A 14,504-nucleotide genomic window follows, 5' to 3' on the forward strand; every position below is an offset into this window, starting at 1 on the left:
CATGGCTGTATGAGCTACGGACAGGTTTTATTTGTTGTCAAAGGAATTCTATATAATCGCCGTATTCGTCACCCGTTTCCTGAATATCCAACTCAACCGACTCGGGTATGACTAAGTGAATGGTTATCACGCCTGAAACCATACCTGAACTATAGCCGTGATTTTGTACCCCGGTGAATTGATTCAACATATTCGAGTCGTGATAAAACGTATACTGAATTTTATTTATCGGTTGTTTTGGCACAGACATAGAATGACTGTCCCAAATTGGCAATTCGATTTGCAGTTGATCTGATAAATCATAATATATCCCACCTGATTCATCAAACCCTGTCAGTAATTCAGGCTTATAGACTGTTTCTTCAATTGTATTGCTTTCTTCCGGCGTTCGCTCAATTAGAATATATGCGTGTCTATAGAATTTGGGTATCGAGAACTCTCCTTCCACTTCATGCGTTCTTTGAGCCGCAATCAGGCGTTCCGGGATAGGTGCCCCCTGATCGATCGCGTATCTCAAGTCGAACCCAGCCTCGCTCGATGTTACTGTCGGCGGTGGCTCCATTTGATGATTCTGTACCATTATTTCTGCCACTATCAACACGATAACCAGCAGCGCAACATACCCTATGATCAGCTTGTGATGAAACTTCTTTTTCACTCGCACATTACCCATACTTTTCACTACCATCATAATCGTCAGTACACCTATTATCAAAAGGATGGGCATCACGATTGCAAACATCATCATGGATTTCTCACCTCCAACCGATTCGTCACCCAAAAACTTACACCGAATAATAGCGCTATGGCAATCAAAACTTTCAATATGAATAGTAGAATAGAAGTCTCTCCATAAAAGAAATTTAATAAACCGTTGCTGTCACTGCCGAATGATACTTGCGTAAAGGCAATCCAGATCATAGCAAACAGCGCAATGAATAGCTTGCTGAACTGAATGAATGTGCCAAGTGTATAGCCTACAAGCATGAGCAGCAATGTATAGGCCGTCATCGCAATAATTTGCGAAAAGAAGTTTAAAGGAGTCGAAAATAAGCCACTCGTTTCAATGATGGCATTGTCATTGAAAATCGCAACAATTTTCATAACCGATCCTAGCAAAACTGTCGTCACACCGCCAATTAGCGCTGCCATACAGAAGAAATAGAAGTTGGCCAGCTGAAAGGTCAAACGATTCGTCACAAAGGCAAAGGATTCATTTCGCTGGGCAGCGGAAGTTAGCAAAAAGCCTACGATAAATGCCCAAAACAACGTCAACCCTACCTGACCATCATTAGATACATTCGCATAGTTAAACGATAGTAGTGTGTCCCCGTCCTCGTACGAAGAGGTAGAAGTAGATGCACCGCTTAAGAACACTGTAGAAATGATCTGCAACACGATCAACATCGTGAAAATCGGTCCATTGGCGTTAAATTTGAATAAAAACTGGCGCTTCGCCAGCTCATGCACGCTCCATTGCGTTGAAAACATCATCCACCCCTCCTCTCGTCTGACCTGTCATCGCTAAATATGCATTACTCGCCGACACTGCTGAAATACGGATGCCTGCTTGCTTCAATTCTTTTAGTTCCGCTTCTGTGTGTTCACTATCAACAATCCATTCAGAAATTGGACCAGCTGAAGAACGGTGAATGACTGCATATTTATTGGCATACTTCTCCAATACCTCTAGTTTCCCTTGCAGTAATAAGAACTTTTCTTGCAACTCAGTGATGGGACCATGAAACCCGATACCTTTCCCATCGATCAGTAAAATATCTTCCAAAATGTCTTCCATCTCTTCCACATGGTGGCTTGATAATAAAATTGTCCTCGGATGTGCAATATAATCTTTCAACAATGCCCGATAGAAATCTCGGCGCGCAGCCGAATCCATTCCTGTAATTGGCTCATCGAACATCGTCAACGGACAACGTGCTGCAATCCCGACAACTGCATTAAATGTACTGCGCTTCCCTTTAGATAGCACCCGATGATTCAAAATTAGCGGTAAGGAAAAGTACTCCAATAATCGTTTAGCTAGTTCTCCATCCCAATTCGCATAAAAACGTTCGCACTCTACTAAAATATCACCCAACGTCAAAGAGTCTGGAAATCCCATCAGATCATCAATAAAAATCATATTTGCAGAGACGGAGAGACTGTTAAAAGGACGCTCACCAAACACCCTCAACTCGCCACTAGACTCTTTCATAAAGCCTGCAATCATCTTCAGCAGCGTCGTCTTCCCCGCACCGTTTCGTCCTACCACGCCAGTAATGACGCTTTCCCGAATGTCCAGATTGACTTTATCCAATATGGTGAGGGATCGATATTTTTTCGTCACGTCTCGTAGTGTAACAGTTTGCATCATAGTCTCTCCTTTCGCTCTGCCCGAATTAATTGGAAAAGCTGCTCTTCTTCTATGCCTAATAATTTTGCTTCGTCGAGCAGCTCATGTACTAGACGGCGTAATGTCCGATCTTTTCTTTTCGCCAACAACTTCTTTCGTGCATCTGCCGACACAAATGTACCAAGGCCGCGCTTTTTATAAATGAGTTCCGCATCCAGCAAAATCGTCAGCCCCTTCCCGGCAGTCGCGGGATTAATATTAAAAAGCTCCGCCAACTGGTATTGTGAATATACTTTGTCATCTGTTTTCAGTGTTTCGTCAATAATCTCTCTCTCCAGCCATTCTGCTATCTGTACATAAATTGGTTTTTCCCCATCCATCTCCAGCAAGAGCTTCACCACCTTCTGGTTACCCAGTACATTACTGTTGTAATGTACTATACATTTTTTATTTAAGAAAAGCAAATAAACACAAAAAAGATGCAGGATAACTACCAGGCATCTTTTCAATCCATCCTATTTATTTAACGGCATCAATTCGTGTGAATAAATCGCCCGCTTTTGACACATCCTACTTATTTACAATGTATGTTAGGAGCGAATCAAATGAATACCGTAAAAGACTTGCCCATCCAACAGAACCGGTTACTGAATGCCGGCTTTCTATTAGTTTGTTTATGTTTATTAGATGCTGTATTCACCGACTATGGCATTCGTTCCGGTCATATCCAAGAAGCAAATGTACTCGTTGCGTTGCTGTATGAGCAAAGCATCCCAATGTTCTACATTGTCAAATTAGGGCTGCCTTTACTACTTTTATATATAATCACGATCAGTAAGTCAGGCATAGTATTGCGTATTTCTTTGACGACCGCCTTGTTCCTGTATATAGCCGTTATGTGTATCCATATTTTTTGGCTGGTCGTAATCGCAATTTAAAATTCTATAAAAAAGGGCTATCTTTTGTGATACCCTTTTTCCTTTATACAGCATTACGAGTCATTTACATGCCCGAAATGGCTAAAACAAGCAGCAGGACTAATAAACTGTTTAACGTAACGGTCGCTGTAGCTAATGCGAAGATTTTGTTATTCCTTACTTCAAAAAATGTGGCTATAATTCCCATCCCATATACGATGCTCCCATAGGGGAAAAACAATCGATCAACTATATCAGGAACCACCGTAAATAACATGATGATAAAGAGCAGCACATTGAGTAAAAGCAGGCTAAGACTGAGAACTGAAAATATGTATGGTCTTGGTCCTGCACCATGATTCTTATGTAGGTGTACTGCAAGTAAGAGCACAGCTACCATAAGCATACTCATGAATAAAAATAATAGTCCTGTAAACCCCAAACCCTCTCACCTTCCTTTCATTGGTATATATTTCAGCATACTGATTGGATGAATTATCTAATCAGTATAGGGTGGATACTGGCTAGCATCCACCCTATTTGTCGTAAGTATCCAAAAAAACCTTCAAAAGCCTTATGTTTTTGAAGGTTTTTTATCTTAATCGGTTCTCGCTTCTCTTAATATGTCCACATCCAACTCTCTGACTGAATTAGATCTTGCAAGTCCTAGAGTGATATCTAGGGTCGGCAACTATGTTTTGAAGTACTTCTTTCGCGCCTTGCTGTCCCGCAACAGCGAGTCCATACATATGCGGCCTCCCGACCAAAACTGCCTTCGCCCCGAGTGCTATCGCTTTGATCACATCTGATCCTCGACGAATTCCACTATCCATCAGTACAGGGATTCGGTCTTGAACAACTTCACAAATTGCAGGCAACGCTTCCAATGCTCCGATTGCTCCATCTACTTGTCTGTCGCCATGGTTGGAAACTATGATGCCATCTACTCCAAACTCCATTGCTTGCTGTGCATCCGCAGGGTGAAGAATGCCTTTCAAAATAATTGGCAAACTCGTATGTTCCTTTTTAAGAAATTAATATCCTTCCATGTTAAGCTCGTGTTTCCAAAAATCTTTGTCCAATGTAGGATGACGGCTCGCGGAACTCAAATTGGAAATTTTTCCAGTTTTGCACAAAATGCTGGATCTGAGAAATAGTTTCCCACTCCTTCCCCCGCCAAAAACGACAAATATATATTTTTCAAATCATACTCTCGACATGCCATCATCGGCGTATCGAGTGTCACGACGATCGCCGAATAGCCTGAGGCTTCTGCACGCTTAAAAAAACTGGCCGCTATGTCTGGATCTCTGCTCCAATATAATTGAAACCATTTAGGGGCATCACCCATCACTTCAGCAATCTTCTCCATAGAGACAGAAGCTGCTGAACTTGCGATATATGGGATACCTAACTCTGCACATGCTTTTGCGGAGGCAATTTCACCGTCTGGATGAATAATTGATTGGACACCAATTGGGGCATGAAATACAGGATAAGGATATGTCTTACCAAATAGTTCAATAGATAAATCACGATCATCCACATTGTTCAGCATTCGAGGCATGAGTTGCCAATGTGTAAATGCTTTCAAATTGGATTGCATTGTCTGTTCTCCGCCAGCGCCACCAGCAATATAATAAAAAGGACCATCTTGCAACTTTTCTCTTGCGAGTTTCTCCCATTCCTCATATGTGACTGGCAATCTGTTTGGATCAGGATTTTGCATTGTCATGTAAATCTGATATTGAATTTGATTTCCAATATTACGCATGCTCTCTCCTCTTGTTTATTCAGAATATTCCACCAATATTTTACTAGTATAGCAGATATTCATTTTAAAAAGAAACCCTTTCATTCTAATACAGTTGCCAGCAGACGCCCTGCCGTTTCCTCCAAAGTAGAGTATACATATTAGTAAATGCGATAGGAGGTGAATGAATTGGAGAAGAAGAATAATCGCGACCAACTCTATGGGCTGTCAAGTCAGTTAATGGAACTTTTTGTTTCAGACTTATTTACCAAGAATAAAGTTAGTACAGAGGAAACAAAGCAACGCCTTACAGAGGTCCAAAAAGAAAAACTTAAGCAAACTGTAGAGCAATTAAAGACACAGGTAGAGGAATTTTTAGAAGAAAAAAATTCACAAAAAATAATTACCGAAACAGAAAATGCAACGGACTTGAAATCAAATCCACTCAGAGAAGCTCTTTTGAAAAAAACAACAAAGAAAGAGAGTGAAAATGAAAATAATGAGGATGGTCAGGGACAATAAAAATAGACGTTTCGTTCAGCTCAAGAGATTTCCAACGCATGTAATAGAGAGAGAGAGGAGGGATGAACCCATGAGCCACCACTACGAACACGAAGAAGAAAGATGGTCTGCATTAGACACGTCTTCAAAACACCCTTGCGCCCCTTGTTCCAATGACTCAAACAATACAGGAGCCGACGCAGATGTAATTTCTGACATTGACCAGTTTTCCAACGAGGTCATCGTCATTCGAGATTCTTGCGATGTCATGGTTAGTACGACGGACACCCAGGTCGCAGTATCCTTACAAGCTGCACTACAAGTAGCCATTGCATTTGTTGTAAATATCTCAATTGCAGACGGTACACGTGCAGAGAAAGTGACAGCAGAATTATTGGAGAGAGCTCAGATTCGACAGACGAACCGCCAAAAACTCATCATTGAAAATAGCCGTAATATTGAAGTCACAACAGTAGACACTGACGTAGCGATTTCTTTGCAGCTATTGCTACAAATTCTCTTAGCGTTAATCGTACAACTGGATATTCTATAAGACTGGTGGGCTATCTAACCGATAGCCCATTTTTTATTATTGAAATTTAATATCATAATTAAATATCTGAATAATATAAATGTCCTACTATTTGTATGGTAGGATATAAGTTATACATAAGAGAAAAGAGTGATATCATGATTGAACCGAGTACACGGAAACTGATTACTTTATCCATCGGCCTCCCGAAAAAATTACAGACTTCTAAAGGACAAGATTACATCAGTGCAATTTGCAAACAGCCTTCTAGAGAGGCATTTCTTTCTATAGATGGTTTTCGGGGGGATGGCATTGCAGATACCAAACATCACGGAGGACCGGATCGTGCAGTTTGTATCTATCCTGCTGAGCATTATCCGCATTGGGAAAATGAATACAACTGTATTCTACCCTCTTCTACTTTTGGGGAAAATTTGACTATCTCAGGCATGCTCGAAAATGAAGTGTATATTGGAGATACTTTTCGGGTAGGAGAAGCCGTGCTACAAGTAACACAAGGCCGGGTTCCTTGCAGTACGATCAATAAACGAACCGGCTTGCCTACTCTCATGAAGAAGATCGTGGACACTGGATTCACAGGTTATTTATGTCGGGTGCTGGAGGAAGGAATGGTGCGCGATGACTCATCCATTACTTTATTGGAACGCGACCCGAATGGTGTCTCTATACTCTATGCGAATGAAATTTATTTTCATCGACCGAATGATCTGGATGGAATGAAACGGATAGTAGCAGTGGATGCCTTGGCGGATGTTTGGAAAGAAAAGCTTGTGAAACGGATAGAGAAACTTCAAACTACGTAAATTGAAAGGGTGACGGCAAAATGGCTCTTCACTATAAAGAGGCTGGTGATTCAAATGGTGAACTTCTACTGTTTATCCACGGAGGCGGCGTGGACGGTTGGATGTGGGATCAACAAATTCCGAAATTCAGTAACTACCATATTCTCGTTCCCACGCTTCAAGGACATGGTGAAAGAAGCGATAAAACCTCTTTCTCCATACATCAAAATGCAGTCGAACTGTTGGAACTGCTTGAAGAAAAGCAAGGCAGCAAACGTATACACATTGTCGGATTTTCCATTGGTGCGCAAATTGGACTGGAAATGATTCGTCTTGCACCGAACTTTATTCACTCCGCAATGATCAATAGCGCGTTGCTTACGCCAATGAAATTTGCCGTCCCTTTCGCCAAGCCAATGATTAAGCTCACTTATCCACTCATCCAAAACCGTCAATTTGCCAGGCAACAAGCGAAACAACTCTATTTGGATCGGGAGTTTTTTGAACGCTATTACACTACAAGCTTGCAGATGAGTTCTGGCACGTTGATTGAAATGATACAAGAAAACCTGTCGTTTTCGCTTTCCGAAGATTTGGAAAGCAGCACAACACGCATTTTGGCAACAGCTGGAACTAAGGAGTCGCGCAGTGTGATAAAATCCGTTTCACGGCTCGCTCAGTTCAACAACTGCCAGTCGCTTCTCATTTCAGATGTCGGACATGGGTTTCCAATTGCACAACCTGAAGCCTTCAATCGTCTTTTGACGCATTGGCTTACTACCCGCTCGCTGAGCCGCGTCAGATCAGTTGCTTCACCAACTCACGGTTCCGCTCCTTAAATAACTCATTATGAGAAGAAACCATACCGTGTTCAGTCGCTTCTGGATCTATATATATCTTTGCACAGTTCACTGCATTTGCAGCATCTTGGAATGCTCCGGCAATTAAATGCAACTTCCCATCGTGACTCAGCACATCGCCTGCTGCAAAGACTCCGTCTACAGACGTGGCACTCATGCAAGTTCCAGCGACTTGCTTATGTTCCGTCAATTGAATCCCGAGTTGCTGGTCACCAATCAATGAGGTATCTCGCTCATATCCATGATTGATGATTACTTCATCTACAGGCACTGTAATAATGGTTTGGTCTTCATTGTGCTGCAGCTCCACTGACTCAATCGAGCTATGATCATCAGATGCAATAAAACGCGAGATATTTGTATTGAAATAGCAAGTCACTCCTCCCTCTAACAATTGCCGCACTTGCGCTTCATGCCCATTCAAATTATCCTTTCGATAGGTCAAGAATACGTTCTTCGCAATCGGTTGCAATTCGTTCGCCCAGTCAATAGCCGCATTGCCGCCGCCTGAGATGAGAACGTCTTTTCCTTTGAAACGCCCCAGAGACTTTACTGTGTAATTCAAGTTTGTCACTTCATACCGTTCTGCACCTTCAACCTCAATCTTTTGAGGATTTAAAATCCCTGTTCCCGTAGCTAAGATCACTGTTTTACTATAATGAATTGTCCCAGAAGCAGCTCGTAAAACAAAATGACCTTCCACTGACTTTTCAATTTGCACAATCTTTTCATTCAGCACAACTTCAGGATTAAATGTCAGGCCTTGAGTTACCAATTTCTCAATTACATGTGCGCCTGGCGCCGGTGTGATCCCTCCTATATCCCAAATCATTTTTTCGGGATAGACATGAATTTTCCCACCGAGCTGTGGCTGATATTCAATAATTTTTGTCTTCATTTCACGTAATCCGCTATAGAAAGCCGCATATAACCCGGCAGGTCCTCCACCAACAATCGTTATATCCAATACATTGTTTTCTTCCACAATATCTACCCCTTAAAAAATTTATTGACAACGACAGCGTTTCGACTTATAGTTTTATTGTACTGAAAATGAGAATCATTATCAACAGATTTCACGTAAGAAAGGTGAGAATACAATAAATGGTTCGCCTGTATACAGAGGATTTGCAAATTTCATACGATGATCGTCTGATTGTTAAAGGGTTGTCCGTGCAAATACCAGATAAAAAAGTGACTGCTATCATCGGGGCCAATGGATGTGGAAAGTCTACCTTTCTGAAAGCTGTTACCCGATTGATTCCCCACCAAGCAGGTAAGGTCGTCTTGGATGGTGGTAATATCGCCAAACAAAATACAAAGAAGCTAGCACAGAAAATGGCGATCCTTCCCCAAACGCAGGAGGCTGCCAGCGGTTTAACGGTCGGTGAATTGGTTTCATATGGAAGATTCCCTTATCAAAATGCGATGGGCCGACTCACAACGCATGATACAGAAGTGATTGATTGGGCTTTAGAAGTGACCAATACAAGTGAATACAAATATCGTCAAGTGGATGCCTTATCAGGTGGTCAGCGTCAACGTGTTTGGATAGCAATGGCTCTTGCCCAGGAGACAGACATCATTTTCCTCGACGAACCGACAACCTATTTGGATATGGCGCATCAGCTTGAAGTGCTAGAACTGCTTCAGAAGTTAAACATTGAACAGCAGCGCACAATTGTGATGGTGCTTCACGACTTGAATCAAGCCGCACGCTTTGCTGATTTCATTGTCGCAATGAAAGATGGAGAGATTATTCGTGCCGGGATATGCGAGGAAGTCATCCAGCCAGATATATTGCGCCAAGTGTTTCGAATTGATGCCGAAATCGGCATAGATCCAAGGACTGGAAAACCGCTGTGCATTACATACGATCTACATAAAGGAGATAATAGAAAATGAAGAAATTTATATTACCCGCCATTTTGCTTCTCGCACTTGCGTTAGGGGCTTGTGGAAACAAACAGGATGAATCATCGAATAAAAACACAGTGAAAGAAGACGAAGGAAAAAGCGATACGATCACATATGAATCTGAAGATGGTCCAGTGGAAGTTCCGGCAGATCCACAAAAAGTCGTGGTGCTGGCCAGCTTTGCGGGTAATGTTATGGCACTTGATGTGAATTTGATCGGCGTCGATTCATGGTCAAAGTCGAATCCCCGTTTTGATTCCGCGTTACGTGACGTAGAAGAAGTATCCGAAGAAAACATCGAGAAAATCATTGAGCTTGAACCCGATTTAATTATTGGATTTTCTACCACTAAAAATATTGATAAATTGAAGGAAATTGCTCCTACTGTGACCTATACATACGGCAAAGTAGATTATCTGACACAACATATTGAAATTGGAAAACTTCTCAACAAAGAGGAAGAAGCGACAAAGTGGGTGGAAGACTTTAAACAGCGTGCACAAGATACAGGTAAAAAGATTAAAGAAAAAATCGGTGAAGATTCTACCGTTTCTGTTATCGAAAACTTTGACAAACAATTATATGTTTATGGCGACAGTTGGGGGCGCGGTACAGAAATCCTTTATCAAGAAATGAAACTTGCTATGCCCGAGAAAGTAAAAGAAATGGCAATGGAACCAGGCTATTACGCACTTTCCACTGAAGTGTTGCCTGAATTTGCAGGAGACTACATGATCTTAAGTTCCTTTGATGCAGCGGATAATTCCTTCATGGAAACAGATACCTATAAAAATATCCCGGCAGTGAAGAACAATCAAGTGTTTGAAGCCAATGGAGAGGAATTTTATTTCAACGATCCGCTGACATTGGAATATCAACTAGAATTCTTTACAGAGCATTTTTTGGGCACTAACTAATAATCGAACAGTGAGCCCCTCTACCACAGAAGCGGGCTCCTTTTTTAATGAACGGAAAGGCAGGAACGGTCCAAATGAAAGAACAGAAAAGAAAAACTACTCCTTTTAGTATCAAGTTGCTGGCGAGTATACTGCTTTTACTGATTGTATTTCTGCTGGCTATGAAGCTTGGAGCCGCCCACACTTCCTGGAGGGATGTCTGGCTGTCATTCACAGGCAGCAAACAACAAAGCGCTTTGATCCTAAAGGAAATCCGTATGCCGCGCGAAATCGGTGCACTGGCTGTCGGCGCCGCGTTAGCGGTCTCAGGGGCCATCATGCAAGGCATGACAAGAAATCCGCTGGCAGATCCTGGACTACTCGGACTGACTGCCGGAGCCAATGCCGCTCTGGCTACTACTCTTGCATTGGTGCCTGCCGTTAATTATTTTGGAATTATGATTGCTTGCTTCATAGGATCTGCTGTCGGCGCTCTTCTCGTTTTCGGTATCGCCTCTGCCAAACGTGGAGGATTCGCGCCTATTCGATTGGTTCTGGCCGGAGCTGCAGTGTCCACCTTCTTATTTGCAATTGCAGAAGGGGTTGGTCTGTATTTTAAGATTTCCAAAGATGTTTCCATGTGGACTGCAGGCGGATTGATCGGCACTGCATGGGGACAGCTGCAGGTGATCGTGCCTGTCATTCTCGCTGGTATTTTCATCGCAATTTTGCTGTCCCGCCAGCTGACTTTATTGAGCTTAAATGAAGAGGTTGCAATTGGACTTGGACAAAATACCTTCAAAGTGAAAGTCATTCTATTCCTAATCATTATTCTATTGGCCGGAGCCGCAGTGGCATTAGTCGGTAATCTGGCGTTTGTAGGACTCATGATTCCGCATATTGTACGTGCAATCGTCGGAACGGATTATCGATTCATCATCCCTGTATCCGTTGTAATAGGCGGAAGCTTTATGTTGCTCGCTGATATACTCGGCAGGACCTTGCAGGCACCATTTGAAACACCTGTAGCCGCTTTGATTGCTATTATTGGTCTACCGTTCTTTTTAGTGATTGTCCGTAAAGGAGGCCGTGCATTCTCATGATTCTTCCTGCTACAAGAAAAAAGCAGCGCCTCTTAGCCGGCTGCTTAGCTGTTTTAATATTGCTGCTGACCGCAGTTGCGATGGGACTCGGCTATGCATCTATCGAATGGAATCGAATAATCCCAACATTACTTGGTCAAGGAACATTCAAAGAAGAATTCGTACTGTTTTCGATCCGTCTTCCGCGAATCATCATCACCCTTCTAGCCGGCGCCGCACTCGCCCTGTCCGGTGCTATTTTACAAGGAATTACACGAAATGATTTAGCCGACCCTGGAATTATCGGAATTAATTCAGGCGCTGGCGTGGCGATCGCAATATTCTTCCTATTTTTCCCGATCGAAGCAGGATCATTCTCATTTTTCTTACCGCTGGCAGGATTTGCAGGTGCCATTGTGACTTCTGTTCTCATTTATCTATTTGCATACAGCCGTAAATCCGGACTGCAGCCTATGCGGCTTGTACTTGTCGGAATTGGGTTTTCCATGGCACTTTCTGGAATCATGGTTGTGATCACTTCCTCTGCTAAACGGGAAAAGGTTGATTTCATTTCCAGGTGGATTGCAGGTAATATTTGGGGCACTGATTGGCCGTATATTTGGGCTCTTCTGCCTTGGCTGCTGATATTGATACCTTTCGCTCTCTATAAAGCATATCGATTGGATTTATTAGGTCTGAATGAATCTATATCTACAGGGATTGGTGTTTCAGTTGAACGAGAACGGCTGATTTTGTTACTTACAGCAGTTGCATTAGCTGCTTCTGCTGTATCTGTTACAGGCGGAATTGCATTTATTGGTTTAATGGCGCCACATATTGCAAAGTCCTTAGTTGGCCCGCGCCATCGATTGAATTTACCTATTGCCATTCTGATCGGTAGCTTTCTATTGTTGCTAGCGGATACGTTGGGACGGAATATTTTAGAACCAGATGGAATTCCCGCAGGCATCATCGTCTCATTGATAGGAGCCCCGTACTTTTGTTACTTGCTATTGAAAAAATGAATTAAAAAACGCCAGAACGACACATCCTTTAAAGGATATATCGTTCTGGCTTTTAAATCCTCATCTGTCTCATTCTTATCTAACTAAATAACTCTTGTTTAAAATTGAGTAAGTAAATAGTAAGTAAAAAACCCAACCAAGTAAACGGCTGGATTTTTTAACGTTTCACGTGGAACATTGTAGGATTTTGTCAATTAAAAAAATTTTGTCGTCCATGTTTCGCCATTCCACACGGTTGAAACAACATCTTCATAAAAATCGGGTTCATGTGAGATCAGTAAGATACTGCCCTTATATTCTTTCAATGCACGCTTCAACTCTTCTTTTGCATCAGCATCCAAGTGATTGGTCGGCTCATCCAGTACCAATAAATTTGTCTCCTGATTTACCAGCTTACATAGTCGTACTTTCGCACGTTCCCCTCCACTTAACACTTTCACTTTGCTCTCGATATGCTTCGTCGTCAATCCGACACGTGCTAAAGCAGCACGTACTTCATATTGTGCAAAGTGCGGAAACTCACTCCAAATTTCTTCCAGACATGTATTATCTGTCTCAGCTTTCATTTCCTGTTCAAAATAACCAATGGATAAATGTTCTCCCTGCTCTACTTTTCCTTGCAAAGCCGGAATTTCACCGAGAATACTTTTCAAAAGTGTTGTTTTCCCAATACCGTTCGCTCCTGCCAATGCAATTTTTTGTCCTCGTTCCATCGTCAGGTCGAGTGGTTTTGAAAGGGGCTCGTCATAACCAATTACGAGTCCAGTCGTTTCGAATAAATACTTACCTGGCGTCCGTGCCGTTTTGAAATCAAAATGCGGCTTCGGCTTTTCAGAGTCAAGTTCAATTACATCCATTTTATCCAGCTTCTTCTGACGGGACATCGCCATTCGGCTTGTCGCAGCATTTGCTTTATTACGTGCAACGAAATCTTTCAAATTGGCGATTTCTTTCTGTTGCTTCTTATACGCAGCTTCCACTTGCTGTTGTTTCATCTCATGCACGCGCAAAAACTCGTTATAATCGCCTGGGTAGCGATTAATTTTCTGATTTTCCATATGATAAATTAAATTGATGACATTGTTCAAAAATGGAATATCGTGCGAAATCAAAATAAATGCACCAGGGTATTCCTGTAAGTAGGTACGTAACCACTCGATATGTTCTACGTCCAAGTAGTTCGTTGGCTCATCCAACAGCAAAATATCCGGCTTCTCAAGCAAAAGCTTCGCTAGCAATACTTTGGTCCGTTGTCCACCACTTAAGTCGTGTACGTCCCGATCCAGACCGAATTCATTCAAACCAAGACCGTTCGCCACTTCTTCCACTTTCGCATCGATCATATAAAATCCACTTTGCTCCAATGTGTCCTGAATCTGTCCCGTCTCTTCCAAAAGGCCTTCTAATTCATCCGGTTCTACTTCACCCATTTTAGCAAACAGTTCATTCATTTCAGTTTCCATATCGTATAAATACTGAAAAGCCGTACGCAATACATCGCGAATCGACATTCCTTGTTTCAAAACGGCATGTTGATCCAAATATCCAATCCGTACACGTTTCGACCAATTCACTGTCCCTGCATCTGGCTCCAGCTTGTGCGTGATGATATTCATGAACGTAGATTTCCCTTCTCCGTTCGCACCTATCAATCCGATATGTTCCCCTGCCAACAAACGAAACGACACGTCATCGAAAATCGCCCGATCTCCAAATCCATGACTAATATTTTTCACTGTTAATAAACTCATGATGTACACCTATTCCTTTTTATTCATTGATATTCTAAAAAACAATTACTGTACAACAAGAACACTTGGACAGTAATGCGTTAATCATAGCTGTTCCTATTATTTTACCATCCT

General features: G+C 42.2%; 18 protein-coding genes. 9 read left to right on the forward strand and 9 right to left on the reverse strand.

Annotated features, from left to right (window positions below; all coding sequences use genetic code 11):
- Positions 1–37: 37 nt before the first annotated feature.
- From MKY93_RS19815 to MKY93_RS19830, 4 genes are read right to left on the reverse strand one after another with little or no spacing between them, the layout of a single operon-like run.
- Positions 38–748, reverse strand: coding sequence for a hypothetical protein (locus MKY93_RS19815; RefSeq protein ID WP_340760732.1), 711 nt, complete (start codon positions 746–748; stop codon positions 38–40).
- Complete coding sequence (locus MKY93_RS19820; protein ID WP_340760734.1) at positions 745–1,491, reverse strand: hypothetical protein; 747 nt, start codon at positions 1,489–1,491, stop codon at positions 745–747. Before MKY93_RS19820 ends, MKY93_RS19815 begins: the two co-directional genes overlap by 4 nt.
- Entirely contained in the window at positions 1,463–2,371 is a 909-nt protein-coding gene (locus tag MKY93_RS19825; protein WP_040759985.1) for an ATP-binding cassette domain-containing protein, read from the reverse strand. Before MKY93_RS19825 ends, MKY93_RS19820 begins: the two co-directional genes overlap by 29 nt.
- Positions 2,371–2,733, reverse strand: a complete 363-nt coding sequence (locus MKY93_RS19830) for a GntR family transcriptional regulator (protein ID WP_340760956.1) — start codon at positions 2,731–2,733, stop codon at positions 2,371–2,373. Before MKY93_RS19830 ends, MKY93_RS19825 begins: the two co-directional genes overlap by 1 nt.
- Positions 2,734–2,958: 225 nt before the next feature.
- On the opposite strand from MKY93_RS19830, the gene MKY93_RS19835 reads away from it, so the two are divergent.
- Complete coding sequence (locus tag MKY93_RS19835) at positions 2,959–3,291, forward strand: DUF5658 family protein (protein WP_340760738.1); 333 nt, start codon at positions 2,959–2,961, stop codon at positions 3,289–3,291.
- Between the two features lie 64 nt (positions 3,292–3,355).
- On the opposite strand, the gene MKY93_RS19840 is transcribed toward MKY93_RS19835, so the two are convergent.
- The 3 genes from MKY93_RS19840 to MKY93_RS19850 form a co-directional block, all read right to left on the reverse strand.
- Entirely contained in the window at positions 3,356–3,712 is a 357-nt protein-coding gene (locus tag MKY93_RS19840) for a hypothetical protein (protein WP_340760740.1), read from the reverse strand.
- A 208-nt stretch (positions 3,713–3,920) separates the two neighbouring features.
- On the reverse strand, positions 3,921–4,280 hold the full coding sequence (locus tag MKY93_RS19845; RefSeq protein WP_340760743.1) for an alpha-hydroxy-acid oxidizing protein: 360 nt from the start codon (positions 4,278–4,280) through the stop codon (positions 3,921–3,923).
- A gap of 95 nt (positions 4,281–4,375) precedes the next feature.
- Positions 4,376–5,044: an alpha-hydroxy-acid oxidizing protein gene (locus tag MKY93_RS19850; RefSeq protein ID WP_340760745.1), complete on the reverse strand. Its 669-nt coding sequence runs from the start codon at positions 5,042–5,044 to the stop codon at positions 4,376–4,378.
- A 168-nt stretch (positions 5,045–5,212) separates the two neighbouring features.
- On the opposite strand from MKY93_RS19850, the gene MKY93_RS19855 reads away from it, so the two are divergent.
- From MKY93_RS19855 to MKY93_RS19870, 4 genes are all read left to right on the forward strand, one after another.
- Positions 5,213–5,545: a hypothetical protein gene (locus tag MKY93_RS19855; RefSeq protein WP_340760747.1), complete on the forward strand. Its 333-nt coding sequence runs from the start codon at positions 5,213–5,215 to the stop codon at positions 5,543–5,545.
- A 70-nt stretch (positions 5,546–5,615) separates the two neighbouring features.
- The gene (locus MKY93_RS19860; protein ID WP_040759989.1) at positions 5,616–6,077 is read left to right on the forward strand and encodes a spore coat protein; all 462 of its coding nucleotides are present in this window, start codon (positions 5,616–5,618) and stop codon (positions 6,075–6,077) included.
- A gap of 137 nt (positions 6,078–6,214) precedes the next feature.
- Positions 6,215–6,880, forward strand: a complete 666-nt coding sequence (locus MKY93_RS19865; RefSeq protein WP_340760751.1) for an MOSC domain-containing protein — start codon at positions 6,215–6,217, stop codon at positions 6,878–6,880.
- A 20-nt stretch (positions 6,881–6,900) separates the two neighbouring features.
- Entirely contained in the window at positions 6,901–7,698 is a 798-nt protein-coding gene (locus tag MKY93_RS19870) for an alpha/beta fold hydrolase (protein WP_340760753.1), read from the forward strand.
- Here MKY93_RS19870 and MKY93_RS19875 read toward each other — a convergent pair.
- Positions 7,658–8,704 (reverse strand): NAD(P)/FAD-dependent oxidoreductase, encoded by a 1,047-nt coding sequence (locus MKY93_RS19875; RefSeq protein ID WP_340760756.1) that lies wholly within the window; start codon positions 8,702–8,704, stop codon positions 7,658–7,660. The genes MKY93_RS19870 and MKY93_RS19875 overlap by 41 nt on opposite strands.
- A 119-nt stretch (positions 8,705–8,823) precedes the next feature.
- Here MKY93_RS19875 and MKY93_RS19880 point away from each other — a divergent pair, with 119 nt between their 5' ends.
- The 4 genes from MKY93_RS19880 to MKY93_RS19895 all read left to right on the forward strand — a co-directional run bounded on the left by MKY93_RS19880 (position 8,824) and on the right by MKY93_RS19895 (position 12,639).
- The gene (locus tag MKY93_RS19880) at positions 8,824–9,624 is read left to right on the forward strand and encodes an ABC transporter ATP-binding protein (RefSeq protein WP_340760758.1); all 801 of its coding nucleotides are present in this window, start codon (positions 8,824–8,826) and stop codon (positions 9,622–9,624) included.
- Positions 9,621–10,553, forward strand: a complete 933-nt coding sequence (locus tag MKY93_RS19885; protein WP_340760760.1) for an iron-hydroxamate ABC transporter substrate-binding protein — start codon at positions 9,621–9,623, stop codon at positions 10,551–10,553. The genes MKY93_RS19880 and MKY93_RS19885 overlap by 4 nt, the downstream gene beginning before the upstream one ends.
- A 74-nt stretch (positions 10,554–10,627) precedes the next feature.
- Positions 10,628–11,635, forward strand: coding sequence for a FecCD family ABC transporter permease (locus MKY93_RS19890; protein WP_340760957.1), 1,008 nt, complete (start codon positions 10,628–10,630; stop codon positions 11,633–11,635).
- A complete protein-coding gene (locus tag MKY93_RS19895) occupies positions 11,632–12,639 on the forward strand; it encodes a FecCD family ABC transporter permease (RefSeq protein ID WP_340760762.1) in 1,008 nt (335 codons plus the stop codon). Before MKY93_RS19890 ends, MKY93_RS19895 begins: the two co-directional genes overlap by 4 nt.
- Positions 12,640–12,833: 194 nt before the next feature.
- Here the strand turns inward: MKY93_RS19895 and MKY93_RS19900 are convergent, their stop codons facing one another.
- Positions 12,834–14,390, reverse strand: a complete 1,557-nt coding sequence (locus MKY93_RS19900) for an ABC-F family ATP-binding cassette domain-containing protein (RefSeq protein WP_340760764.1) — start codon at positions 14,388–14,390, stop codon at positions 12,834–12,836.
- Positions 14,391–14,504: the final 114 nt, after the last annotated feature.

Source organism: Sporosarcina sp. FSL W7-1283, assembly GCF_038003105.1.
Classification (GTDB): domain Bacteria; phylum Bacillota; class Bacilli; order Bacillales_A; family Planococcaceae; genus Sporosarcina; species Sporosarcina newyorkensis.